General features: G+C 66.1%; 33 protein-coding genes. 19 read left to right on the top strand and 14 right to left on the bottom strand.

The features are described from left to right. Window positions 1-144 precede the first annotated feature (144 nt). Together QOJ24_RS18325 and QOJ24_RS18320 are read left to right on the top strand one after the other, a co-directional pair. Complete coding sequence (locus QOJ24_RS18325) at window positions 145-867, top strand: FadR/GntR family transcriptional regulator (protein WP_526263730.1); 723 nt, start codon at window positions 145-147, stop codon at window positions 865-867. Further along, on the top strand, window positions 858-1,532 hold the full coding sequence (locus QOJ24_RS18320) for a sterol desaturase family protein (RefSeq protein ID WP_526263810.1): 675 nt from the start codon (window positions 858-860) through the stop codon (window positions 1,530-1,532). The genes QOJ24_RS18325 and QOJ24_RS18320 overlap by 10 nt, the downstream gene beginning before the upstream one ends. Here the strand turns inward: QOJ24_RS18320 and QOJ24_RS18315 are convergent. The 4 genes from QOJ24_RS18315 to QOJ24_RS18300 form a co-directional block, all read right to left on the bottom strand. Further along, window positions 1,529-2,152: a Pr6Pr family membrane protein gene (locus QOJ24_RS18315; RefSeq protein WP_526263729.1), complete on the bottom strand. Its 624-nt coding sequence runs from the start codon at window positions 2,150-2,152 to the stop codon at window positions 1,529-1,531. The genes QOJ24_RS18320 and QOJ24_RS18315 overlap by 4 nt on opposite strands. Further along, complete coding sequence (locus tag QOJ24_RS18310) at window positions 2,124-3,455, bottom strand: DUF7159 family protein (protein WP_526263727.1); 1,332 nt, start codon at window positions 3,453-3,455, stop codon at window positions 2,124-2,126. The genes QOJ24_RS18315 and QOJ24_RS18310 overlap by 29 nt, the downstream gene beginning before the upstream one ends. 206 nt (window positions 3,456-3,661) lie before the next feature. After that, complete coding sequence (locus tag QOJ24_RS18305; protein ID WP_526263725.1) at window positions 3,662-4,609, bottom strand: threonine ammonia-lyase; 948 nt, start codon at window positions 4,607-4,609, stop codon at window positions 3,662-3,664. A 5-nt stretch (window positions 4,610-4,614) separates the two neighbouring features. Further along, the gene (locus QOJ24_RS18300; RefSeq protein WP_526263723.1) at window positions 4,615-5,244 is read right to left on the bottom strand and encodes a TetR/AcrR family transcriptional regulator; all 630 of its coding nucleotides are present in this window, start codon (window positions 5,242-5,244) and stop codon (window positions 4,615-4,617) included. Window positions 5,245-5,280: 36 nt separating this feature from the next. Between QOJ24_RS18300 and QOJ24_RS18295 the strand changes: the two genes are divergently transcribed. From QOJ24_RS18295 to QOJ24_RS18260, 8 genes are all read left to right on the top strand, one after another. Further along, window positions 5,281-5,862 carry a DUF2867 domain-containing protein gene (locus QOJ24_RS18295; RefSeq protein WP_526263721.1) on the top strand — a complete coding sequence of 194 codons (582 nt, stop codon included), beginning with the start codon at window positions 5,281-5,283 and terminating at the stop codon, window positions 5,860-5,862. Then, complete coding sequence (locus QOJ24_RS18290; RefSeq protein ID WP_526263720.1) at window positions 5,832-6,284, top strand: hypothetical protein; 453 nt, start codon at window positions 5,832-5,834, stop codon at window positions 6,282-6,284. The genes QOJ24_RS18295 and QOJ24_RS18290 overlap by 31 nt, the downstream gene beginning before the upstream one ends. A gap of 63 nt (window positions 6,285-6,347) precedes the next feature. After that, window positions 6,348-6,665, top strand: a complete 318-nt coding sequence (locus QOJ24_RS18285; protein ID WP_526263718.1) for an ArsR/SmtB family transcription factor — start codon at window positions 6,348-6,350, stop codon at window positions 6,663-6,665. A 2-nt stretch (window positions 6,666-6,667) separates the two neighbouring features. Beyond that, on the top strand, window positions 6,668-7,135 hold the full coding sequence (locus QOJ24_RS18280) for an SRPBCC family protein (RefSeq protein ID WP_526263716.1): 468 nt from the start codon (window positions 6,668-6,670) through the stop codon (window positions 7,133-7,135). A gap of 55 nt (window positions 7,136-7,190) precedes the next feature. After that, on the top strand, window positions 7,191-8,243 hold the full coding sequence (gene speB / locus QOJ24_RS18275; RefSeq protein WP_526263714.1) for an agmatinase: 1,053 nt from the start codon (window positions 7,191-7,193) through the stop codon (window positions 8,241-8,243). Continuing rightward, window positions 8,230-9,213 carry an NAD(P)H-dependent flavin oxidoreductase gene (locus QOJ24_RS18270; RefSeq protein WP_526263712.1) on the top strand — a complete coding sequence of 328 codons (984 nt, stop codon included), beginning with the start codon at window positions 8,230-8,232 and terminating at the stop codon, window positions 9,211-9,213. The genes speB and QOJ24_RS18270 overlap by 14 nt, the downstream gene beginning before the upstream one ends. 4 nt (window positions 9,214-9,217) lie before the next feature. After that, complete coding sequence (locus QOJ24_RS18265) at window positions 9,218-9,607, top strand: thiol-disulfide oxidoreductase DCC family protein (RefSeq protein WP_526263711.1); 390 nt, start codon at window positions 9,218-9,220, stop codon at window positions 9,605-9,607. Between the two features lie 132 nt (window positions 9,608-9,739). Next, window positions 9,740-9,949 (top strand): GNAT family N-acetyltransferase, encoded by a 210-nt coding sequence (locus QOJ24_RS18260; protein ID WP_526263709.1) that lies wholly within the window; start codon window positions 9,740-9,742, stop codon window positions 9,947-9,949. A gap of 57 nt (window positions 9,950-10,006) precedes the next feature. Here the strand turns inward: QOJ24_RS18260 and QOJ24_RS18255 are convergent, their stop codons facing one another. After that, on the bottom strand, window positions 10,007-10,558 hold the full coding sequence (locus QOJ24_RS18255) for a lipoprotein LppJ family protein (RefSeq protein ID WP_526263808.1): 552 nt from the start codon (window positions 10,556-10,558) through the stop codon (window positions 10,007-10,009). A gap of 82 nt (window positions 10,559-10,640) precedes the next feature. Here QOJ24_RS18255 and QOJ24_RS18250 point away from each other — a divergent pair, with 82 nt between their 5' ends. After that, window positions 10,641-11,483 (top strand): alpha/beta fold hydrolase, encoded by an 843-nt coding sequence (locus tag QOJ24_RS18250; protein WP_526263707.1) that lies wholly within the window; start codon window positions 10,641-10,643, stop codon window positions 11,481-11,483. Here QOJ24_RS18250 and QOJ24_RS18245 read toward each other — a convergent pair. Beyond that, window positions 11,473-12,357 carry a cyclopropane mycolic acid synthase family methyltransferase gene (locus tag QOJ24_RS18245; RefSeq protein WP_526263705.1) on the bottom strand — a complete coding sequence of 295 codons (885 nt, stop codon included), beginning with the start codon at window positions 12,355-12,357 and terminating at the stop codon, window positions 11,473-11,475. The two genes, QOJ24_RS18250 and QOJ24_RS18245, sit on opposite strands and share 11 nt — an antisense overlap. A gap of 165 nt (window positions 12,358-12,522) precedes the next feature. On the opposite strand from QOJ24_RS18245, the gene QOJ24_RS18240 reads away from it, so the two are divergent. After that, window positions 12,523-13,440: a bifunctional helix-turn-helix transcriptional regulator/GNAT family N-acetyltransferase gene (locus QOJ24_RS18240; protein WP_526263703.1), complete on the top strand. Its 918-nt coding sequence runs from the start codon at window positions 12,523-12,525 to the stop codon at window positions 13,438-13,440. Between the two features lies 1 nt (window position 13,441). Here QOJ24_RS18240 and QOJ24_RS18235 read toward each other — a convergent pair whose 3' ends face one another. After that, window positions 13,442-14,392, bottom strand: a complete 951-nt coding sequence (locus QOJ24_RS18235; RefSeq protein WP_526263701.1) for an alpha/beta hydrolase — start codon at window positions 14,390-14,392, stop codon at window positions 13,442-13,444. 122 nt (window positions 14,393-14,514) lie between these two features. Here QOJ24_RS18235 and QOJ24_RS18230 point away from each other — a divergent pair, with 122 nt between their 5' ends. Continuing rightward, window positions 14,515-14,664: an Rv3202a family protein gene (locus QOJ24_RS18230; protein ID WP_526263699.1), complete on the top strand. Its 150-nt coding sequence runs from the start codon at window positions 14,515-14,517 to the stop codon at window positions 14,662-14,664. Between the two features lie 12 nt (window positions 14,665-14,676). Here the strand turns inward: QOJ24_RS18230 and QOJ24_RS18225 are convergent, their stop codons facing one another. Together QOJ24_RS18225 and QOJ24_RS18220 are read right to left on the bottom strand one after the other, a co-directional pair. Next, complete coding sequence (locus QOJ24_RS18225) at window positions 14,677-14,925, bottom strand: hypothetical protein (protein WP_526263697.1); 249 nt, start codon at window positions 14,923-14,925, stop codon at window positions 14,677-14,679. A 143-nt stretch (window positions 14,926-15,068) separates the two neighbouring features. Next, window positions 15,069-15,356 carry a putative quinol monooxygenase gene (locus QOJ24_RS18220; RefSeq protein WP_526263695.1) on the bottom strand — a complete coding sequence of 96 codons (288 nt, stop codon included), beginning with the start codon at window positions 15,354-15,356 and terminating at the stop codon, window positions 15,069-15,071. A gap of 97 nt (window positions 15,357-15,453) precedes the next feature. On the opposite strand from QOJ24_RS18220, the gene QOJ24_RS18215 reads away from it, so the two are divergent. Then, on the top strand, window positions 15,454-15,801 hold the full coding sequence (locus QOJ24_RS18215) for a hypothetical protein (RefSeq protein ID WP_526263693.1): 348 nt from the start codon (window positions 15,454-15,456) through the stop codon (window positions 15,799-15,801). Here the strand turns inward: QOJ24_RS18215 and QOJ24_RS18210 are convergent. Together QOJ24_RS18210 and dsbE are read right to left on the bottom strand one after the other, a co-directional pair. Beyond that, window positions 15,743-16,654 carry a cytochrome c biogenesis CcdA family protein gene (locus QOJ24_RS18210; RefSeq protein WP_526263691.1) on the bottom strand — a complete coding sequence of 304 codons (912 nt, stop codon included), beginning with the start codon at window positions 16,652-16,654 and terminating at the stop codon, window positions 15,743-15,745. The genes QOJ24_RS18215 and QOJ24_RS18210 overlap by 59 nt on opposite strands. 6 nt (window positions 16,655-16,660) lie before the next feature. Next, entirely contained in the window at window positions 16,661-17,167 is a 507-nt protein-coding gene (dsbE, locus tag QOJ24_RS18205; protein ID WP_526263689.1) for a disulfide bond-forming protein DsbE, read from the bottom strand. Window positions 17,168-17,202: 35 nt separating this feature from the next. Between dsbE and QOJ24_RS18200 the strand changes: the two genes are divergently transcribed. After that, a complete protein-coding gene (locus QOJ24_RS18200) occupies window positions 17,203-17,619 on the top strand; it encodes a DUF6653 family protein (protein ID WP_526263687.1) in 417 nt (138 codons plus the stop codon). Here QOJ24_RS18200 and QOJ24_RS18195 read toward each other — a convergent pair. Next, on the bottom strand, window positions 17,609-18,379 hold the full coding sequence (locus QOJ24_RS18195) for a class I SAM-dependent methyltransferase (RefSeq protein WP_526263685.1): 771 nt from the start codon (window positions 18,377-18,379) through the stop codon (window positions 17,609-17,611). The genes QOJ24_RS18200 and QOJ24_RS18195 overlap by 11 nt on opposite strands. 40 nt (window positions 18,380-18,419) lie before the next feature. Here QOJ24_RS18195 and QOJ24_RS18190 point away from each other — a divergent pair, with 40 nt between their 5' ends. Then, the gene (locus QOJ24_RS18190) at window positions 18,420-18,881 is read left to right on the top strand and encodes an SRPBCC family protein (protein ID WP_526263683.1); all 462 of its coding nucleotides are present in this window, start codon (window positions 18,420-18,422) and stop codon (window positions 18,879-18,881) included. On the opposite strand, the gene QOJ24_RS18185 is transcribed toward QOJ24_RS18190, so the two are convergent. Together QOJ24_RS18185 and QOJ24_RS18180 are read right to left on the bottom strand one after the other, a co-directional pair. Continuing rightward, entirely contained in the window at window positions 18,874-19,299 is a 426-nt protein-coding gene (locus QOJ24_RS18185) for a hypothetical protein (RefSeq protein WP_526263681.1), read from the bottom strand. The genes QOJ24_RS18190 and QOJ24_RS18185 overlap by 8 nt on opposite strands. Before the next feature lie 168 nt (window positions 19,300-19,467). Beyond that, the gene (locus tag QOJ24_RS18180; protein ID WP_526263679.1) at window positions 19,468-20,430 is read right to left on the bottom strand and encodes an alpha/beta hydrolase; all 963 of its coding nucleotides are present in this window, start codon (window positions 20,428-20,430) and stop codon (window positions 19,468-19,470) included. 24 nt (window positions 20,431-20,454) lie between these two features. Here QOJ24_RS18180 and QOJ24_RS18175 point away from each other — a divergent pair, with 24 nt between their 5' ends. The 3 genes from QOJ24_RS18175 (at window position 20,455) to QOJ24_RS18165 (ending at window position 22,290) form a co-directional block, all read left to right on the top strand. Then, window positions 20,455-20,862, top strand: a complete 408-nt coding sequence (locus QOJ24_RS18175) for a hypothetical protein (protein ID WP_526263677.1) — start codon at window positions 20,455-20,457, stop codon at window positions 20,860-20,862. Continuing rightward, the gene (locus tag QOJ24_RS18170; protein ID WP_526263675.1) at window positions 20,784-21,713 is read left to right on the top strand and encodes a hypothetical protein; all 930 of its coding nucleotides are present in this window, start codon (window positions 20,784-20,786) and stop codon (window positions 21,711-21,713) included. Before QOJ24_RS18175 ends, QOJ24_RS18170 begins: the two co-directional genes overlap by 79 nt. A gap of 73 nt (window positions 21,714-21,786) precedes the next feature. Further along, window positions 21,787-22,290 carry a nuclear transport factor 2-like protein gene (locus tag QOJ24_RS18165; protein WP_526263673.1) on the top strand — a complete coding sequence of 168 codons (504 nt, stop codon included), beginning with the start codon at window positions 21,787-21,789 and terminating at the stop codon, window positions 22,288-22,290. Window positions 22,291-22,293: the final 3 nt, after the last annotated feature.

Raw genomic sequence — 22,293 nt, 5'->3', positions numbered from 1 at the left:
GTCTCCTCTCGACACCTCCTCACGGTGCCCGGCGTGGGTAATGGAAGCAATTACCTCCGGGGTAGTTCCTGGTACGGTCGCAGTCAGCGCGCCTCATTGGTATGACCACTTGACCTCTGGCCACTTGTCCGACATTGTGGGGCCATGGCCCTTCAACCGGTGAACCGGCGCTCGGTACCCGAGGATGTATTCGATCAGATCGTCGCCGACGTACTCAGCGGCGAGATGCAGCCGGGAGAGACGCTCCCGAGCGAGCGCCGGCTCGCCGAACTTCTCGGTGTGTCCCGGCCGGCCATCCGCGAGGCGCTCAAGCGGGTATCTGCTGCCGGGCTGGTCGAGGTACGCCAGGGCGACGCCACCACCGTTCGAGACTTCCGCAGGCACGCAGGCCTGGACCTTCTCCCCCGGCTATTGCTCCGGGCGGGCGAACTGGACCTGTCGGTCGTTCGCAGCATCCTCGAGGCCCGGCTGCACAACGGACCGAAGACGGCGGAACTCGCCGCTTTGCGCCGCAAACCGGGCCTGGCCGCACTCCTCGACGACGCGGTGCGCGAGCTGGAATCCGCAACCGACGCGATCGCACGGCAACGTCACGCCCTGACTTTTTGGGACCACGTCGTCGACGGAGCGGACTCGATCGTGTTCCGGCTGATGTACAACACGCTGCGGGCTGCCTACGAGCCTGCCCTGCCCGCCCTCGCCGTGGTGATGGCCGCCGAGGTCGGCCGCCCGCAGGCCTACCGCGAACTCGCCGCAAGGATCTCGGCGGGTGAACCCGATGCCGCGAAGAAGGCGGCGATCGACCTCCTCGAACCCGCCACCGCCGCAATGCTCGCCGTGATCACCGAATTGGAGGGATTGTCTTGACCACAGCCACCGAGCGCCCGACGCGCAAGGGATTCACCCTGCGGAATGCGGGCATTGAATTCTGGAAACATCCGTCCCCCTGGGTGATCGGCACCATATTGGTGTCCGCGCTGACGGCGCGCATGGTCGTCGGTGACTGGCGGCTCAGCGATGCACTGGTGCCGGTGATGATGCTCGCACTGTTCCCCTTCTTCGAATGGATCGTCCATGTCTTCGTTCTGCATTGGCGCCCGAAGACATTCGGCGGATTGACCATCGACCCAGTGCTCGCACGTGAACATCGACGCCATCATGTCGATCCGCGCGACATTCCCACAATCTTCATACCCTGGAAGGCCCTGTTGTGGGCCGCACCGCTCGCGGTCGGCACTGCGCTGCTTGCGTTTCCCGAGTTGAACCTCGGACTGACGTTCCTTGTGGTCCTGATGATTCTCGGACTGGGCTACGAGTGGACCCACTACCTGATCCACAGCGACTACAAGCCGAAAACCCGGTTATATCGCACGATTTGGCGAAACCACCGTCAACACCACTTCAAGAACGAGCATTACTGGTTCACCGTGACCAGCTCGGGCACCGCCGACCGGGTGCTCGGCACATATCCCGATCTCGCGTCGATCGAGACGTCGCCGACAGCCAGGAACCTCTACGCGATGGAGGCTTAGCGCACGCCGGTCGGTTCGGCTCGCCTGGGGCGGCCGACAGCCGAAATCCCGTATCCCAGAGCCAGAATGAACGCCGCCAGCAATCCGATGTTGACGGTGACGACGGCCATCCCGACGGAGTCGGGATCCAGGAAGTAATAGGGCGCGCGCCGCCCGGCTCTGTTGAGCACGACCAACGCCAGGATCAGATAGGCCGCCGGATAAATCAGCCAGAGCAGAGGTTGCCACCAGCGGACCACCCGCCTGCGGCGTCCGACAACGAGCCAGTCCACGGCGGCCAGGACCGGGACGACGATGTGCAACAGGATGTTGGCCGGGGTGTACCCCATGCTGTAGTCGGTCAGCAACAGATTCCAAAGAATCCCTGCCGCAACGACATACAAAACAACAGCACCATGGATGCCGACCCGGTCGTCTACCCGAGGGGAGAGCAGACTCCACAGGTAGTACGCCGCGGCAAGCATGTTGGCCTGGTAAGTGAAGGTGATCAGCCGCCAGAGCACACCGGACCGCGATGTCGTCTCGACCGCGATCAGCGCGATCACCACCGCCGCGACAATCAGGACGCGTAGGGAGACCCGCACATGGTCATTATCCAGGCGGTGGCGGCTGAGGCGCATCCGCAGGCGGCGGGACCAGCAGCGGATCCTGCGGCGGCACCACGTCGACGGGAGCCTGCGCCGGTTCGTCCGGCTTGCCGATGCCGGAGATCCTGTCTCGGATCCGTCCCAGGAATCCCCCACTGCGCTGCGGCACCGGTGTCACCTCCGCGGGCACCAGACCCGGCGCCGGGTCGGTGACGCCCGGGGGCAGCGGCACACCGTTGGGGGCAAGCGGGCCCTGCGGAAGGGATCTGTCGGTAGGCGCGAGCGGGTCAGGAGCTCCCGCCTCGGGTGCCAGTGGGTCGGCGACCGGAACCGGTTCGACGTCGTATACCGGTGGCGGAGGCGGCTCTGCGGGCGGCGGTGGGAGCGCCGCTTCCAGGGTGGGCGTTGCGGCAGGAGCCGGCCTGGTAGCCTGCAGTGCGGCAGGAGCATCGGAGGTGCTCGCTGCGGGTGGCTTCTCCGCCGGTTTCGCGCTCTCACCCGTCGTCAGTTGCATGCCGATCGCCAGTGATCCCGACACCACGAAGGTCACCACGCCGATACCCAACATGGCGCCGGCGGCGCCAACACGCGGAAACAGCGATGACCGTCGAGGCGTGGTCTGCACGCGACCCGAGTCCTCCCGGCCTTCGTCGAGATAGAAGTCGGGTCCGTGAGTCGACGCCATGGCGGCACCGCGGGCGAGCGCCAACTGGGCCTCGGCGGGCACGAACACGGGCACGGCCAGCACCTCTTCGAGATGCGGTGTGATCGCCTCCAGGTCGCTGCCCGACCCGACCAGCACTAGGGCCTCAGGTTGCCACTCGGCCTGCGCGAAGATTGCGCTCAACCAGCGGGCCAGGTCCTCGTCGGTAGTGACGGCGTGGTTGACCGTGGTCTGCACATCGCCACGGGCCGAGTCGACCACCAGCACGACGACGCTGTCGGGCTCGATCACGCACACGGCGGTGATCTCGTAACCGATGACGCCCGCGATCCCGCGGGCAAGCGCTTCGGTGGCTTCGGGCATCCGCACCGCGACGACGTTGTCAAAACCGGACTCCGACAACGACTCCAGAAGAAGGGAAGCCTCCGTATCGGCGTCCTCGCTCCAGGTGACGCCGATCGAGTGGAGGCGGTGGCCCCGCGCCGCAGCGATCGCCTCGGTGCGCATCACCGCCGCAGCCGCCTTCTCAGAGGTGTTCACGGCGCTGACAAGGCCTCGTTCGTGAACCGCGAACTCGTCCTTGTCCATGGTGGCGCCGTCGGCTTCCTGGCCTTCGACAAGGACGAGCCCAACGGTGGTCGGCGTCATGGACAGTCCGAGCACCGCGTCCATCCGCACCCCCTTTGGGACATCTCGTTACGGGTGGTCTACGTCACCTATCGGGAAGTGAGACTACCTGGATCTGATGAGATAGCTGCCCTCGGGCGCTCGCCGTCGCCACTTACTCGATGCCGAGCAAATCTCCGATGCTGTGTAACGGGTTTGGACCGCTAAGGACAGATCGGACAGCAAACTGGAAAATGTTGCTGACCGATTTCTCAACCCGTCAGGATGTCCGCAAGAGCCGACGGTTCCACATTGCCGCCGGAAAGGATCATCACCGTGGCTCCGGGTGGCGTCGCGCCCTGCCGGTACGCGGCGAGCGCGACTGCGCCACTTGGCTCGCTGACAAGGTGCGCATTGACGGCGAGTTCCTTGACGGCGGCGCGAATCTCGTTTTCCGAAACCGTGATCATGCCGTCGATGACCCGTTGAAGATGCGCGAAGGTCAGCGCGGACGGCTGCGAACGCAGGCCGTCGGCGATGGTCCGGTTGCGGTCCTCGATGGACCAGTCCACTCGCCTGCCCCGTTGCAGGCCGTCGGTCGTATCGGCAGCAAGCTCGGGCTCGACCCCGAAGACCCTGACCTTCGGTCGCCTGGCCTTGATCGCGGTGCCGACGCCGGAGGCCAGACCGCCGCCACTGACCGGTATCAGCACGTTCTCCACGTCGGGCAGGTCGTCGGCGATCTCCAGGCCGATCGTGCCCTGGCCCGCGATGACGTCCGGATGGTCGAAGGGCGGTATCAGCACGCCGCCCGTCCGCTCCAGAAGCTCGGCGGCCACCTGCTCGCGTTCGCCGGGCCCACACAGCACCACCTTCGCGCCGTAGTCACGGGTGGCAGCCACCTTGACCCGCGGTGTCTCGCGCGGCATGACGATGTGCGCGTCGGCACCGAACGCGGCAGCGGCGTAAGCAACGGCCTGGGCGTGATTACCGCTGGAGTATGCGACTACGCCGCGCGCTCGGTCGGCGTCTGTCAGGTTGCCGATGGCGTTGAAGGCGCCGCGAATCTTGAATGCGCCGATCGGCTGCAGGTTCTCCGGCTTGATCCACAGTGGGCGCTCGGCGTCGGCCCACCGTGCCGGGATCAGCGGGGTGCGGAAGACGGCGTCCCTGACCCGGTCGGCCGCGGCATGAATGTCCTTGAGGGTGACCAGCTGCACGATCGTCAGTCTGCCCGTTTCGCGCTGACACCCAACAGTCCGCGCACCATCCGTTCGGCCATCGCCTCGTCGTGCGGGGCGCCGGCAAGGTGAATCGCCAGTCCCTCGACGGCGGCGGTGACCGCCGCCCCGAGCGTCTTGGCCGGTGGCCCGGCAGGTATGGACCCGTCCCGCCTGCCGGTGGCGATCACGGCGCCGAACCGCGTTGCGAGGTCCTTTCCGATATCGGCGACCCTGCTGCCGACGGGATGTTCGCGACCGTCGAACTCCATCCGCAGCGCCATCATCACCCGGGCGATGTCGCGACGGCAGAAGACGATGTGTCCCCGCGCCAACGCCACCAGCATGTCGACGGGTGTGCCCGCGCGCTGCGCGGGCTCCCACACTTCTCGTTCCCAGGTGTCGGCGACCCAGTCGACGACGGCGAAGGCGAGTTCCTCCTTGCCCGTGAAGAGGTGATAGAGCGCGCCGCGCGTGTAGCCGGCATCGCCTGCGACCTTCTCGAGCACGACATTGCCGTATCCGTAACGCGAAAAGCCCCTGGCTCCCGCTTCGAGCAGGGCGGCCCGGGTGCGTGCCCTTCGCTCCGCCTGCGTCCGCGGCCGCGTGTCGGATCCCGATATAGATACGTGCATGTATGTATGTTACTGTGGCGGTCAAGGAGGTGCCCGATGAAACTCCCAGAGGGTGACCACTTTTCGCGGGCCTGGCGTATCCACGACCTCACCCCCGACTTCCGACTCGAGGATGTCTGGGCGTTGCCGACCCCGGGCGGTCCGGACGACTTTCCCCGGCTGATCGATATGGTGGCATCCTTTGACGATGCGCGGCAACGGTTTTCAGTTGTCGGACTGCTCTTTGCGGTCCGGGAGGCGCTCGGGCATGTTTTCGGCTGGGATGGACGCGGCGCCGATCCCGACCGCCCGAGCCTTCGGGACAGGTTGCCCACCGACCTACGCGAGTCCCGCTCCACCGTCACCCCCGCGATGGGATTCGCCCCCCTGTACCAAATCGATGACGAGTGGGCGGCCGAGCTGATCAACCAGACCGTGCACGGGGTCATCCACCTCGGCTGGGTACCCGATGAAGGCGGCGGCTACCGAGGCCAGATGGCGATCCTGGTCAAGCCGAACGGCGTGCTGGGCCGCGCCTACATGACGGCGATCACCCCGTTCCGCTACCTGATCGTCTATCCGCGCATGCTGAAGGAGATGGGTCGAAAGTGGTTGTCGTACAGCGCAGATCGATCGTAGCGACGCAGCGTTGCGATTACGCCGACGCGTTCGAAGTCGGCCTGGCCACGACCGACGGGCGCTCCGCCGAGGAGTTAGTCCGCGCCGGTCTGGCAAATGTGCCCCGGTGGCTGGGTGCCGCGGTGCTGATCGTGCATCGTCATGTGCTCAGGTTCGACTTGGCTCCGTCGGCGCCGAACCACCTCCTCGGCTGGGAGATCGGCGACCGAGAGCACGACAGCATCCGATTGAGTGCCAGTGGGCCACTCCTTGACGGCGTGCTGCTAGCCAAACGTGTGCCGCCTTCGACGGCCGTGCTCGAGACGTTCGTCAGCTACCGGCACCCGGCGGCTCGTGTGGTCTGGCCGTTCGTGGCGCCGATTCACCGAGCCGTCGTACCGGTTCTCTTGCGAAGGGCGGCTATGGCTTTCGGCCCGCGGTGAAAAGCCCTGCTGCTAGCCCACTTGACCTTGACCGAATCATCCGTAAGCTGATATGAACGGTAAGTGGTTACTTACGGAGCGGTGTTGGACTCCCTTGCCGATTCAACCCGACGGGAGTTACTGGATCTGGTGCGCCGCAAACCGTCATCGGTGCAGGAACTCGCCGACCAACTACCGATCAGTCGGCCTGCGGTCTCACAACATCTGAAGATCCTCAAAGACGCAGGCGTTGTGACGTCCCATCCCGTCGGGACGCGTCGCGTCTACACCGTGACCACCGATGGCTTCGAGGTACTCAGGCAGTGGCTCGACGTCATATGGCGTGACGCGCTCTCGTCTTTCGCCGCGTTCGCCGATAGTCAGCCCAATTCAGGAGACTAATCATGACCACGATCACCGATGTCCGTCGCGAGGTCACCGTTGCCGGAACACCGGAACGGGCGTTCGAACTCTTCACTAACCGAATGGCCGAATGGTGGCCCGCCAACCACCATCTCGCGACCTCGCCGGTGGTGGCGATGACGGTGGAACCGCGTGTCGGCGGTCGCATGTTCGACACCTGCGAGGACGGCAGCGAATCGGCATGGGGCCGGGTCACCGAGTGGGATCCGCCAGCAGGCTTCGGCTTTGCCTGGATGATCTCCGGCACCTGGCAACTCGAGACGGACGTCGAGAAGGCGTCGCGGGTCACGGTGACGTTCAACGCCGAGGGCGACAAGACGCGAGTAAGTGTGGTGCACAAGGAGTTCTGGCGCCTGGGCGAGGGCGGACACGGTATGGCAGGTGCGGTCGGCGCGGCCGACGGCTGGGGTTCGGGGCTGACGGCGTTCGCCGCATTCGCGGCGAAGTGACCTCCGGTTCCCGTATCGCCGAATCCCGGGGGTGGCGGGCGGTACTGTCACGCCCATGGGCGATCAGCACGACCACGGGCCGCAGCGGGACTTGCCGCCGGGAATGGCCGAGCAGCTCGATCTGCCCCACTCGGGTCTCGCGTCGTTCGGTCACCGGCCGTTCCTGACCGAGCTCGAGCAACTGGACTCCTGGCAACCCGACGTCGCGATCGTGGGGGCACCGTTCGACATCGCGACGACGAACCGGCCGGGTGCCCGGTTCGGTCCCAGAGCCATCAGGGCAACCGCGTACGAGCCGGGCACGTATCACCTTGACCTCGGGCTGGAGATCTTTGACTGGCTCGAGGTCGTCGACTTCGGCGACGCGTTCTGTCCGCACGGGTTGACCGAGGTCTCGCACCGCAACATTCGTGAGCGCGTTCACGCGGTCGCGTCCCGCGGGATCGTGCCCGTCATCCTTGGCGGCGACCACTCGATCACCTGGCCAGCCGCGACAGCGGTCGCCGATGTGCACGGCTACGGCAACGTCGGAATCGTGCACTTCGACGCGCACGCCGACACCGCCGACATCATCGACGGAAATCTGGCGAGCCACGGCACGCCGATGCGTCGGCTGATCGAATCCGGCGCGGTGCCGGGCACCCACTTCGTGCAGGTCGGGTTGCGCGGATATTGGCCGCCGCAGGACACCTTCGAGTGGATGCTCGAACAGGGCATGACGTGGCACACCATGCAGGAGATCTGGGAGCGCGGTTTCAAGGACGTCATGCGGGACGCGGTCGGCGAGGCGCTCGCCAAGGCCGACAAGCTGTACGTGTCCGTCGACATCGACGTGCTCGACCCGGCGCACGCACCCGGGACGGGAACGCCCGAGCCCGGCGGCATCACCAGCGCCGACCTTCTCCGCATGGTCCGTCAGCTGTGCTACGAGCACGACGTCGCCGGTGTCGACGTGGTGGAGGTCTCGCCGGCCTACGACCACGCGGAACTCACGGTCAATGCCGCACATCGCGTGGTGTTCGAAGCCCTCGCGGGGATGGCCGCGCGCCGACGCGACGCCGCCACCAACCCGACGCCACCAGGACCGCCGGCCCGTGGACCTGCTTGACCGACTGAGCCTCGATGTTCCGGTCTGCCAAGCCGGGATGGGCGGAGGATTGGCGGGTCCCGAGCTCGCCGCCGCCGTCGCCGCTGCAGGCGGCTTGGGCACGCTCGGCCTTGCTCCCCCGGAAAAGCTGCGTGAATGGATCTCGCGGGTGCGTACGGCGGCGCCGGGCCGCGCAGTCGCGGTGAACCTGCTCACGCCTTTTCTGCGGCGCAGCCACGTTTCGGTGTGCGTCCGCGCCGGCGTCGACGTGGCGGTGGTGGCTTTCGGCGGTGACCGACAGTTGGTCGACGAGCTCAGTGACGCAGGGGTTTTCGTCTTCGTCATGGTGGGCAGCGAGGAGCAGGCCCACCGCGCCGTTGCGTGGGGCGCAGACGGGCTCATCGCGCAGGGCGGCGAGGCGGGTGGACATCTCTGCGGAACGACCGGGGCGCACGAGTTCCTGCCGCGCGCGCTGGCCGTCGCCGATGGCAGGCCGGTATTGCTCGCAGGCGGAATCGCCACGGGATCCGACACCGAGGCGGCGTTGTCGGCCGGAGCCAGCGGGGTCATCGCGGGAACCCGCTTTCTGCTCACCCATGAGTCACGGGCTCACCCCGAATACCAGCGCCGAATACTGGCTGCCGACAGAACGATTCGGACGAACCTGTTTGGCCTGAGCTGGCCGGCGCCGCACCGGGTGATCCCCAACGCGGCAACCGAGCGATGGTGCCGTGCAGACGGGAGTGCCAAGGTGGTCCCGCGCTCGATCAACGGTGGCAGCGCGTTTCTGGCCTGGCTTCCCGCCACACCGTGGGTATCGCGGATGCAGACGCTGCGGCTTCCGTTGTTCTCCCCCGTCGCGCCGACCGTCGGGATGCCCGCGTCGGCGGTGGACCGCGCCGCCTGTTACGCCGGAGAGTCCGCAATGCGGATGAACTCGGTCACATCGGCCCGGCAGGCGGTTGCGGACCTGGCGCAGGGAGGACAATGAATGTATGAAACGACCTGCCGGTGGAGTGCTGTTCTTCGACGGGGCATGCGGCATGTGCACCCGGTCCAGAGACTTCCTGCTCAAGCTCGACCGCACAGGTGCGCTGCGCACGGAGCCGCTTCAGGGAGCGGGCACGGCCGAGCGCCTCGGCATTTCTTCGGACCACCTCATGGAGCAGATCTGGTGGTTGGATGCGTCCGGCGAGCTGTACGGCGGGGCCGAGGCGGCGAACGCAGCCGTCTCGGCGGCTGTCGGCACCAGCCTTCCGCTCCTGGTGTACCGGGTGCCGGGCATGAGGTCGGTCCAGGATGCCGTCTACCGGTGGGTCGCCGAGCACCGCTACCGATTTCCCGGCGCGACCCCGTACTGCGAATCGCACCCGGTCGCCTGCTGACCTCGGTGGGCACAGCGAACCGACCGTCCGGCCCACCGTGCCCGACGATCTCGACGCAATCGGCGACATCTATGCCCACCATGTGCAGACCGGAGTCGCGACGTTCGAGGTGGACCCGCCCGATGGGCGTGAATGGAGAAGGCGCTCCACACTGTCGAGGACGCGGTCTACCTGTCCCCGGCGGCGGTTGGTCGAGGCATCGGCGGTCGCCTGCTCGATGCCCTACTCATCCGTTGCTCGGAAATCGGGGTCCGGCAGGTCATCGCCGTCATCGTGGACGACGATGCCGAGCATCGCTTGCGCTGCACCGTAATCGCGGCTTCGTGGACGCGGGCAGGCTGACCTCGGTCGGCTCCAAGCACGGCCGATGGCTGGACACGGTGCTGCTGCAGCGCGGCCTCAGCGCAGCCGGTCGGTGATGTCGGTGAAGGCCGGGTTGTCGTTGCGGTGATCTGAGGTGTTTCGGCACTCCCCGTAGATGCGCATGGTGGCGAACCTGCGGTCGTCGGGGTTCTCGTGAAATGTCGACGTGACGCCATCTCTGGTCAGCTTCATGCCGAAGTGCTCGGCCATCGCGGGTGCCTTCTGCCAGCCATGCGCTGTCATGGCGGCGGCGACTTCGCTGATGCGCTTGACCGAGTTCGTCTCGGGCAGCCCGAAGTTGAGGTGCACCGCAGCCTGATAGGGCGGATCGTGGCTGCTCGTGCACGACAGGAAGACAACGCTGGCGCTGACATCCCGCAGGTTCGCCGCATCGACAATGTCTCGCGCGGCGTCCAGCACCTGGTTCGTGGCCTGTTCGTCGGTCATCGGCTCCGCGCCGCCAAGCATGTCGGACTCGGTATTGCGCGACGAGTTGAACACGACGAAACCGACACCCAGGGCCAATGCCATCGACAGGGCCGCGAAAACCAGTGCCTTGGCGGCCGGGGACCAGTGCCACCCGCCCATCCCGCCCCTCATAGGGGTCAACCAACGCCGCAACCGGATACGGTGATGGCCAAGGTCACCGGTCACATAAGAGGAGTCGGTCATGCCGCAGGTTGCGTTGAACCAGGCCACAATCGGCTACCGGGTCATCGGTCCCGACGACTCGCCTCACCCCCCGGTGCTGTTCGTACACGGGATCCTGGTTGACCATCGGCTGTGGGACCGAGTCGCCGAAGGCCTAGCGCGGCAAGGGTTTCGGTGCATCCTGCCGGACTGGCCGCTTGGCTCGCACACCGTGCCTGTCAACGACGGCACCGAGCTGTCGCCGCTCACCGTTGCCGCGATGATCGTGGAATTCATCACCGAGTTGGGCTTGTCCGATGTGACGCTCGTCGGAAACAATACCGGCGGCGGCCTGTGCCAGTTCGTCATCGACGCGCATCCCGACGCGGTCGGTCGCCTGGTGCTGACCAACTGCGATGCGTTCGACAAATTTCCGCCGTTTCCGTTCCCGATCGTGTTCGCGCTGCTTCGCGGGCCCGCGTCGATCAAGTTCCTCGCCGGTCAGATGCGGGTGGCGGCGCTGCGGCATTCGCCCTTCGGCTACGGCCTCCTGGTGACCGACCCCGACCCCCACCTGACGAACAGCTGGCTCGATCCATGCCGGCGGGACAGCCGGATCTGCCGCGACCTGGCCATGCTGCTGCGCAACGTCGCCAAGGCCGACCTGACCGAGGTGTCGACGCGGTTCCCGCAGTTCGCCAAGCCGGTCACTCTGGTGTGGGGTCAGGGCGACCGGTGCTTCAAGCCATCGCTCGGCAGGCGGATGGCGGAGTTGTTCCCCAACTCCTCGCTGATCGAGGTAGCCGACGCCAAAACCTTTGTCTCCCTTGATGACCCAGAGGCGGTCATCGAGGCGATCGCCGCAGGCGCGGCTAGCCCTTGACGAGGGTGAACTGGCAGACGTCGGTGTAGCCCTTGCGAAACAGGTCCGCGCAACCGGTCAAATACCTCATGTACCGGTCGTAGACCTCCTGGCTCTGGATCGCGATCGCCTCGTCCTTGTGGGCTTCGAGGGCGGCCGACCAGATGTCCAGGGTGCGCGCATAGTGCAGCCGCAGCGGCTGCACCAGCTTGACCTCGAAGCCGGCTTTGGTGGCGTGGTCCTCGACGACGTTCACCTGTGGCAGATCGCCTCCGGGGAAGATCTCGTCCATGATGAATTTGAAGAACCGCAGCATGGTCATGGTGACCGGCAGCTCGCGTTCCTTGAACTCCTCGTCGCTGGGCTTGACGATGGTGTGCAGCATCATCACGCCGTCGGCGGGCAGGGCGGCGTAGGCCATCTTGAAGAACTCGTCGTAGCGGTCGCGGCCGAAATGCTCGAACGCCCCGATGGAGACGATGCGATCCACCGGCTCGTCGAATTGTTCCCAACCCTGAAGCAGCACGCGCTTGTTGCGTGGGCTCTCTTGTTTGTCGAGGAGTGCCTGGACGTGCGCCTGCTGATTACGGCTGAGGGTCAGGCCGACGACGTTGACGTCGTAGCGCTCGAGGGCGCGGTTGATGGTGGCACCCCATCCGCAGCCCACGTCCAGCAGCGTCATGCCCGGCTGGAGGCCGAGCTTGCCGAGGGACAGGTCGATCTTGGCGATCTGTGCCTCTTCGAGCGTCATGTCGTCGCGCTCGAAGTAGGCGCAACTGTAGGTCTGCGTGGGATCGAGGAAGAGGCGGAAGAAGTCGTCGGACAGGTCGTAATGAGCCTGGACGTCTTCGAAGTGCGGCTCCAGATTGGGGGTGCCCGTCGGTGTCTTTGGCAAGGTACAGCCTTTCGGCGCTGAACGGTTTTCCAGCCATGGTCGGCGCGGTGGTTTCGGCCGACGCTGGTTGGGATGAGGATAACCGTTCTCCCCTGCCAGCCTTGAATCGAGCCTTGAATCGGGCATTAGTTGACAAAGTCAATTAAGTGTTTGACTCTGTCAACTATGTCGGTATCGACAGTGAGCGAAATCCGCGGTTTCAACCGCTTCTACACCCGCATTCTGGGCCTGTTGCGACCCAAGCTGGCCGGTTCGGCATTCGGGCTGACCGAGGCCCGCGTGCTATTCGAACTGGCGCATGTCGACCAGATGGAGGTGGCGGAACTGCGGCGCGTCCTCGACCTGGACGCCGGCTATCTCAGCCGGATCCTGTCACGGTTCATCTCCGACGGCCTCGTCGAGCGGGAACCGTCGGCAGCCGACGCCCGCCGCCAGCTCGTCCGACTCACCGGCGCAGGACAGCTGGCGTTCAGGGAGACGGACACGCTGCAGGCGGACGCAATCGATCGGCTGGTTGAGCCGCTCGACGAGAATCAGCGCAACGAACTCGTCACGGCGATGGGACGGATCCGACGGATGCTCGACGGCGGGCACCGTGCCGGCGGCCTCGTGCTACGGCCCACCGAACCCGGCGACCTGGGCTGGGTGGTGGAACGGCACGGTGCCCGATACGCAGCCGAGCACGGCTGGGATGCCACCTTCGAGGCGCTCGTCGCCCGCGTGGTCGCGGACTTCGGTGACCGTGTGGACAGCAGATGCCAATCCGCGTGGATCGCCGAGCTCGACGGCGAACGAGTCGGCTGCATCTTCTGCACCGCTTCCGACGTTCCCGACACCGCGCAACTGCGTCTGCTGTTGGTTGAACCGCAATCGCGCGGCGCCGGAGTCGGAACCCGACTGGTCGACGAATGCCTTCGCTTCGCGCGACGTTCCGGCTATCGGCGAATCATGTTGTGGACCACCGAAGTACAGCGCGAAGCCCGGCGGATCTATCAGCGTCAGGGCTTCCGGCTGGACACACGTGAGCCGCAAACGAGATTCGGCCACGAGCTGGTGGGCGAATACTGGTCGCGCGAGCTGTAGGTCAGACGGCAGGCGCGGCGCCAAGCACGCGTTGAATGTCGGGCTTCATGGCCTGCAGCTGGCCGCCCCAGTAGCCCCAGCTGTGGGTGCCGTTGGGCGGGAACTCGAACACGCCGTTGCTTCCGCCCGCGCGCGCGTAGTGGGCCTGAAATTCTTTGTTGGTGTTGATGGTCAGACCCTCGAGGAACTGCGCAGGGATCTGTGCGTTGCCGAGGCCGGCATCGAGGTCGGTCGGATTGCCGTTGCCGCTGTAGACCCAGATGCGCGTCCCGTTGGAGACCAGCCGTCCTATCTGAAGCATCGGATCGTTGCGCTGCCAGGCCGGGCCGCCGTAGGGCCCCCACATGTCGAGGGCGTTGAAGCCTCCCGCGTCGGCCATCGCGATGCCGATCAGCACCGGCCACAACCTGTTCGACGTGTTCAAAAAGCCGGACAACGAACCCGCGTAGATGAATTGGCCGGGGTGATAGGCGGCCAGAATCAGTGCCGCTCCCCCGGACATCGACAGGCCGACCACGGCGTTCCCGCTGGCGCTGACGCCCTTGTTTGCAGCCAGCCAGCCCGGCAGCTCCGATGTCAGGAAGGTCTCCCATTTGTACGTCTGCGTTGTGCCGTTCCCCACCGCTGGCCGGTACCAGTCGCTGTAGAAGCTCGACATGCCACCCACCGGCATCACCACCGACACCCCGGAGCCGTCGAACCAGCTGAACGCGCCGGTCTCGATGTCCCAGCCATTGCGGTCATCGCGCGCCCGTAACCCGTCCAGCAGGTAGACGGCGTGCGGCCCGCCGCCCTGGAACTGGACCGGGATGTCGCGCCCCATCGAGGGCGAGGGCACGCTCAGCACCTCGGGTGCTGCCGCGGCCGTCGGCACGCCGCCGAGCACGCCGATCAGCCCGGCAAGGAGGGTCGCCGCCAAGGCGGCGGAAAACAGTCGGTGGAGGTATTTCATGGCGTCACTTCCAGTCGTGCTTAGAGCCCCGACAGTGTGGATATCGCCGATTGAGGACGGGCAGTTACAGACCTCTGCACTTCGGGAGACAATTCACTGAGCACGGAAAGGAACCGACGACCATGACCCACCCCGACGACATACCGGTCGTCACCGATGACGAGGACGCCGGACCCGAGGAGTTCCAGGTTGGTGCCGAAGCCGACGAGGCCGACCTGATCGAGCAGGCGACGGCCGTCCCGCACCGGGATGACGAAGACTTCGACCGCTGACCGCTCGGCCGGTCAGGCCGAGACGCGCAGCTTGGACCGTCGTGCGTCGATGTCCTTCAGCAGCAGACCGTAGCCGTTGCCCAGCAGGCTGATCCGCAACGGGCGGCTCAATTCGTGGACCATCATCCACCTGCCGAGGGCCGCCTTCTGCTTCTCGACGCATGCTTGGGACACGCCGAGCTCGCGCAACAATGTGCTGGCCGTAGCGGGCTGGGGGGACTCGACGGCGTCGAATGCGCGGTCTGAGATCGAGACTGTCATGGCTGTCTCCAGTCCTGGTGAACTGGGCGCCTCGGTGGCGTTTTCTTTGTGGCGCCGTGTCAATCGAGTGTAGGACGGCGTTGCTGTCCGGATGAGCTAAATTCGCGAACTGCCGATTGAGTACCGATCCGATGTTGCTGGCGCTAGGTCAAGCGACGTTCGCCAGATACGTCATATTCGGACACCGACGCCGATCTGATCATGGCGCCCTGGTCTTCGCCGGTGCCGCTTCCCCGAAACTCCTCGACGGCGGATTGCGAAGCCCATCGCTCGAAAACGTTGATTCGGCCGGGGTCGAGCAGGTCCGCCGAGATCGCGAAATCAAGGCAGCCGGGAGCACGGCGGGCTTGTGCGACGACGTCCGCGCAGCAGGCCAGATAGTCTTCGCGCGCCTCTTCGTCGACGATCAGATGCCCCGACACGATCACCATGGCGTGCCCCTTTCTCGCTGAGCCACTACAACTGAGACCACGGATGGCCTTCGAAGTCATCGAAGGACGTCGTCGAAGGAAGCCGAAAGGAACGCTGATGAAGCTGCGAGACGCGCTGGACTCGATCGTGCCCGATCCGTCCGCCGCGCAGGTCTACGGGCAGCCGTATCAAACCTCGGACGGGGCCACTGTGCTACCGGTTGCCAAAGTGCGCGGCCGGACCAGGCCGGGAGCGCAGGACGCGGATCTTCGGCTCACCGCGAAACCCGTTGGGGTGTTCATCATCAAGAACGGCGAGGCAACCTGGGTGCCTGCGGTGGATCAGACCCGGATAGCTCTGATGGGTGAGCTGATCGGATTGGTCGCGGCGACGTTCGCCACACTGGCTATGGTTCGTCGCCCGCCGTGGCCCGATCTGCACGGGACCGTCGACGTCTCCAAGTAGCACCCCTGGGCGTTCGCCAGGTCCACACGAAGGCTGCCAGCAGGAGCACGCCGAGTAACATGAGCCACGGCCATGCGCCGTGCCGGTGCACCCATCCGGCGACGGCGCCCTGCAGACGGCCGGCCGCGGCGATGACCGGATCGCCTGGGCTTCCGCCCGCCGTGAACAACCGCACCTCGTAGAACCCGTAGTAGCCGACGTAGAGGCCGACGACGATCAGCACCGCGCCACCGATTCGGTTGACATACGGCAGGATTCGCCGCATCCGCTCGACGAGCGCCGAACCTGCCAGCGCGACCGCGACCGCCAAGGCGCCGACAACCAGCGCAAAGCCCGCGGCATACGCCAGATAGACCCAGACCCGGCCCGGCACGGATGTGCCGCCAACGCCGGCACCCGTGACCGCCAGAAACGGTCCGACAGTGCAGGACAGCGAGGCGATCGCGTAGCCCACGCCGTACCCGAACATGGAGCCGAGGCTGCTCGTCGGCGTCGTCGACGCAGTGCGCGACAGCGGACTGGGGAGCAAAAGCGTCAGCTCATGTCCTGACAGCAGCCAGATACCAAGCGCTACAAGGGCGATGCCGATCACCACGGTGACGTACGGCATGTACTTCTGGACCGTTGAAGCCAGTGACACGGTCAAGAACCCGAATGTGCCGAACACCGTGAGGAAGCCGAGCGTCATCGCGGCAGTGGCCGCAACGGCGCGACCGACCGCGGTCGCAGCGCTGCCCTCGCCGCTGCCCCGCACCACAAGGGCGAGGTAAACGGGCAGCATCGCGAAACCACATGGGTTCAGCGCAGCCACCAGCCCGGCGGCGAACGCCAGCCCCACCAGGTCCTGTTGCACTCGCGATCAGGTGGACAGGGCCGAGACCCGCTCCTGCAGCTCCTGCTGCGACATCGCGGAAGTCGGGTTGTTCACGAACGTCGATGTGCCGTCCGCGCGATAGAACGCATACGCCGGCTGCCACGGCACGTTGTAGCGCGCCCAGATGGAGCCGTCAGCGTCATCCAGGGTGGTGAAGTTCAGGTTGTATTTGGACACGAAGGCCTGCATGGCGGCGACGTCGGAGCGGGCCGCGACGCCGACGAACGTCACCTTGGGGTTGTCGGCAGCCACACTGCTGACCGACGGCCCTTCGGCGTTGCAGAACGGGCACCACGGCGTCCAGAACCACAGCACGGCCGGCTTGCCCTGCAATGACGCCCCGTTGAACGGCGCGCCACTCAGGGTGGTGGCGGTGAAGTCCAGCCGGTCGTCGGCGAGCGCGGCAGGCGGGCTTGTCAGGGCGAGAGCGACGACGGCGGCGGCCATCGCGATCGCCAAGGACCTGCTTTTGCGAATGAGGCGGTGAATCATGGCGGCTCCTCCCTGCGCCTGGACACACGAATGAGGTGACACTATGTGGTACGGACTGGTTCGGTCGTCGGTTCACCGCATTCGGAAACCGAACGGAGGTGCGCGTTGGCCGGCCGGAGTCGATTGACCAAAGCGTTCGGCCTTTCGGATGGCGACGCGATCCCCGCGTTTTCCCGCCCGCGCGGTCGATCGACACCTGGGCGTCGCGCGGGGTGCTCGGCGAAGAGTATTGGTCCGCGCACAGACGGAACCCGATTTCCGCGCATCACCGTGTCGCGCCGATTGTGCTCGGCGGCATGAGCGCGGCAGGCTTGCCGTTCTGGGCATGGGGACTGATCGTGCTCGACCCGTGGATCACCGCATTCGGGCTGGCCGCGCAGATGCTGTGCAGGGTCTGGTTCATCGATCGGATGGCGTTGCTGTACGACGATGTTCAGGCATCTAGCGGTTGAGCTCGGCCCGCATCTGGGTGAACCGAAACAGCCCGGCCCCACCGACGACAGGCTCGTAGGCTGCCACGAGTTCCTCGATGAACCGGCCTCGGTCCCCTGCCGGTAACCGGTCCGTCCATGCTGTGCAGCCGACCGAGCACCACCGCGCAAAAGCGTTGCGGGAGCCGTGGTCCCACTGCCGGTCGGTAACCGTCAACGTCATCAGCGTGAGGCCGGCCGATGCCGCCAGCTCGGCATAGCCATCCGGTGCGACGTGGATGAACGGCGCGGAGAAACCGTCGAACAGGGAAGCCCACCTGGGGTTTTGGCAGGTCTGCATCGCGACCGCCTCCAGGCTCGGCCGGTCCCCCGCACAAACCACCTGGATCAGTGCACGGCCGCCCGGTTTGAGCACCGACGCGATCTGAAGCAGGGCCTGCCGTTGTTCAGGCACCCAGTGCAGTGCGTTGAACGACACGACGACATCGAAATGCGCGCCGAACGGCAGCAGGCGGGCATCGGCAGCGACGAACCACGGACCCGATGCTGCCGGGATACCGGCGGCCCGTGCGGCCGCGATCATTCGCCTCGACGGGTCGATGCCGACCACACATCCGGCAGGCGCCATAGCGGCCATCTCGTGGGTCAGATACCCGTCGCCACAACCGACGTCTAGGACCAGGTCCCCGTCGGCAAGCACCAGGCTCGCCTTGGCGTCCTCGATCATCGCCCGCTGCAGCGAGCTGAGCCTGGCGTAGTCCTCGCCGCTCCAGTCGGTCACGGCGACCAGTTAACGTGAACGGAAAACCAAGGAGGTCGCAATGCAGGCATCGGTGACGGTTCCGATGGCGGCGCAGGCGGATGAGATCTGGAACATCGTCGCCGACGTCCGCAACACAGGCAGATATTCACCCGAGGTGATCGAGGCCCAGTGGCTGGACGGCGCCACCGGCCCGGCTCTGGGCGCCCGCTTTCGCGGGCACGTCCGCCGCAACGAGATCGGCCCGGTCTACTGGACCACCTGCCGGGTCACGGCGTGCGAGCCCGGCAGGGAGTTCGGCTTCGAGGTGCTCCTCGGCGACCGCCCGGTGAACAACTGGCACTACCGCTTCACCCCGACAGACGCCGGCACCGACGTCACCGAGTCGTTCCGGATGACCGACAGCGCCTTCACCAAGATCTTCTCGGTGCTCGGCGGGCAGTTACGCACGAGGCGCAACAAGCGCGACATGCGTAAGACCCTGGAGCGGATCAAGGCGGTCGTGGAGGCGCCCGCTAGCTGAAACCGATCCCGAAGATCGGAATCCAGAGACCGAACAGCCAGATGCCCCACTGGTGGAAGCCGTCGTCCCACACCGGGTTCACGTCGTAGCCCCAGTAGTTGAACGGATGTGGCGGGCCGCCGGTCCACTGGTATGCCGGCGGTGGGCCCCAGCCCCACGGAGGCGGGCCCTGCCGGTCGTCCCACCAGTCGTGGCGGTTGTTGGCCCACCAGGGCCCCCTGTCCTGGTGGTCGCGGTCGAAGCCGCCCTGCCAGTCGTTCCAGTCGTCGTGCCGGTTCTCACAGAACGGGAAGCACGGCCGGTCGATGTCGTTTCCGTGCCCCGGTTTGGCGGACGCCACGCCCGTGCCAACCCCGGCGGCCCCGAAGCCGAGCGCGGCGACGACCAACGCGTTGGCCAGTGTCCTTGCGAGTTTCATCCTCTGCTCCTAGCTGCGTGACGCGGACGTCGAACGGTGTCGAACCTGTTCGAACCCGGATACGTCACTGGTCATTCCCCTGAAGTGCGCAACGTGGCGTTGAGCGCAAGCCATGACCCCTGTCATCGTTATCGAACCTCGCCGGTGGGCTGTTACCCGAGCCTGGGATCACAGGGAAAGCAGCCGCCGGATGCGGTCGTTGATGGCACGTCGGGACACGTCGGCACTGTCGGCAAGCGCTTCGAAGGCGTGCGGGCAGCCGGGGTGCAGATGGAATTCGGTCGGTACTCCGGCTTCGGACAGCCTGCGGGCGTATGCGATGTCCTCGTCGCGGAAAATGTCCAGGTCGCCGACGTCGATGTAGGTGTCGGGCAACCCGGTCAGGTCGGTGGCGCGAGCGGGAGCCGCATAGGGCGAGACGTCCGCGCTGCCGGCGTCCTCGCCGAGCAGAGCGCCCCAGCCGGTGAGGTTGTCGTCGTAGGTCCACGTCAGATGTCGCAGCGGTGCCGCTTCGGACGCAGCAGGCCGATCGTCGAGCATCGGGTAGATCAGCAGCTGTTGGGCGACGGCGGGACCGTTGCGGTCGCGAGCCATCAGGCACACCCCGGCAGCCAGCCCGCCGCCCGCACTGTCGCCCATCACCGCGATGCGGTCAGGATCCAATCCCAGCATGTCCGCGTTCGCGGCGAGCCATTCCAGTGCGGCATAGCAGTCTTCGACTGGCGTCGGATGCGGATGCTCGGGTGCGACGCGGTAGTCGACCAGCAGCAGCGGCACCCCGGATTCGGCTACGTAACGGCGCGCCGCCAGCTCGTACATCGAGCCGAGGTGGTCGAGGCTGAAGATCATGCCGCCGCCGTGCAGGTACAGCACCGCGCTGCCGGGCGGTTCGCCCGCCGATCTGCGATACCAGGTGGCCGACAGCGCTGTGCCGTCGCCGGTGGTCACCGAGAACTTGTCCGTGTCCACGCCCGGGATCGGCGCTGAAGTGGCGCCGATGAAGTCGAACATACGGTGGCCGTTGATCCTGCGCGTTTCGACGTCGCCGACCGGTGCCGCGTCGGTCTTGCCAAGAGCATCGGTCAGCCGATCCATCTGGACCCGCACCGCAGGGTCAAGGCGTAGGGCCATCGCTCGACAGTATCGTGGCCGTACGTGAGCACCGCCGCCACAGAAGTCGCGACCACTCGTCGGGTCCCGCCGTTCGCGGCGGCCGCGGTCATCTCGGTCGCGGTGGTCGTGTTCGTATTACATTGCGCGGCAGGTGCTTTGGGTCGCGGATATTGGTTCGACGAGGTGTACATGCCGGCCATCGGCCGCTACCACCTGGACTGGGGCTCGGCGGATCAACCACCGCTGGCGCCTGCGCTGGCCGCGTTGATGCACACTGTCGCGCCCGCTGCGCGGCCGGCGCTCGCATTCCCCGCCGCGCTGGCGACTGGCTGCGCAGTCGTGCTCGCCGGGCTGATAGCGCGCGAGTTCGGATGCGGTCGACGCGCGCAGGTGGTGACGGCACTGCGCAGGCGACAGGGCTGTGGACGTCACTGGCCGGTCACTGGTTGACGCCCTACGCGCTGGAGCCTGTCCAGTGGCTGCTGCTGATGTGGTCGCTGATCCGATGGGTGCGGCTGCGCGACGACCGACTGCTGATCGCCTTCGGCTGTGTAGCAGGCATCGCGGCGCTGACCAAGCTCCAGGTGATACTGCTGTGTTCGGTGCTGCTCGTCGCCGTCGCCCTGGCCGGCCCGCGGGAACTTCTGCGGCGGCCGATGTTGTGGTTGGGCGGCGTGATCGACGACGAGATGCGCGAATACCGCTTCGTCGCCGTCGCATTCGTGTTCCTGTACGTCATCTTCGTCGCCACGGCGGGGCGTCCCTACCACCTCGTCGGCCTATATGCGCCGTTGGCGGCCGCAGGTGCGCTGGGATTTGCGCGGCGGCGCGAGCACGGCACGGTGAGGCGGTGGCCGGTGTGGCTAGGGGTTGCGTCAAGCACGGGCCTGGCGGTCGGCGCACTGGCCCTTTCGGTGAACATCACCCGCTCTGACGTCGGTGAGCAGATCGCCGACCGCACCGCCGAGACCTTCCACGCGTTACCCGTCGACCAGCAGCAGCGCACTGCCATCGTCGGCAAGTCCTACATGGTCGCCGCCTGCCTCGACGGATACTCCGAGCGCTTCGGACTGTCCGAGGCGCACAGCCTCAGCCGCAGCTACGGGTATTTCACTGCGCCGCGGCCCGAGCTCGACAGCGTGCTCTACATCGGGCGTGATGCCGCATCGCTTCGCGACTACTTCGACACGTCACGACAGATCGCCGACATTGGCGAGGATATGCACGCGTTCGTGCTGACCGGGCGCAGGCAATCGTGGGAATCCATGTGGTCGCATGAGCGCACACTGACCGTGTCCTGATTCGGCCCCGCTGCCAACTCGCGTTTGGTAGAACGGGTTCGGCGTTCTGCGCCGCGAGCCGAAGGAGTTTGCAATGGGTCGATGGTCACGCGCAGAGCTCGAGAAGGCGTTTCACGACTACGAGGATGCCGTTGTCGAAATCGGCAAGACCTGGGACTGGGCCAGCTACGCCGACCACTTCACCGAAGACGCCGAGTACGTCGAGCACGGAATGGGCAACCGGACCGGCCGCGAGGAGATCCGTGAGTGGATCTCGTCGACGATGAACATGTTTCCCGGCAGCGAGATGCCGACATTCCCCTGCGAGTGGTATGCCATCGACGACGAGTTGGGCTGGGTGATCGCCCGGATCCCCAATCGGATGAAGGACCCGGGCGACGGCAGCATCCACGAGTCGCCGGTGATCACCGTCCTCAAGTACGCGGGCGACGGCAAGTGGAGCTACGAAGAGGATGCCTACAACCCGATGAACTTCCTGGTGATGGTGCAGGAGTATGTCAACCGCGCGCACGGCCTCGGCACGCTGTCCGACGACGGGCGCACATTCGCCAAGAACATGGGCTGGCGCTTGGACTGACGG

Origin of the sequence: Mycobacterium sp. (assembly GCF_032159775.1) — a bacterium.
GTDB lineage: Bacteria > Actinomycetota > Actinomycetes > Mycobacteriales > Mycobacteriaceae > Mycobacterium.
The sequence above is the reverse complement of the archived record's forward strand: the minus strand, read 5'-3'. Positions and strand labels throughout refer to the sequence as shown.